This is a genomic window from Streptomyces tamarix (assembly GCF_032423885.1).
Classification (GTDB): Bacteria; Actinomycetota; Actinomycetes; order Streptomycetales; family Streptomycetaceae; genus Streptomyces; species Streptomyces tamarix.
Genome location: NZ_JAWCTQ010000121.1, coordinates 1 through 361, shown reverse-complemented (window position 1 = coordinate 361; position 361 = coordinate 1). Strand labels below are relative to the sequence as shown.

Sequence of the window (361 nt, the reverse complement as noted above, 5' to 3'; positions counted from 1 at the left end):
TCGCGCCCAGCGAGATCCGAGCGGCGGCCTTGGCCAACGGCACCGCCGTCGCCTTGGAGGTGAAGGGAACCGTCCGCGAAGCACGCGGGTTGGCCTCCAGCACGTAGAGGATGTCCCCGGCCATCGCGAACTGGATGTTGATCAGCCCCCGCACCCCCACACCCTTGGCGATCGCCTCGGTGGAAGCACGCAGACGCTTGATGTCATACCCACCCAACGTGATCGGCGGCAGAGCGCACGCCGAGTCACCGGAATGGATACCGGCCTCCTCGATGTGCTCCATGACACCGCCGAGGTACAACTCCTCCCCGTCGTACAGGGCATCGACATCGATCTCGATCGCATCATCGAGGAACCGGTC

The 361-nt window shown here is 65.1% G+C and carries 1 protein-coding gene; it reads right to left on the bottom strand.

The window, feature by feature from the left end; translation table 11 throughout:
- Window positions 1-361: ATP-binding protein (locus tag RND61_RS32550; RefSeq protein ID WP_449343287.1), on the bottom strand; the 361-nt coding region annotated here is incomplete at both ends.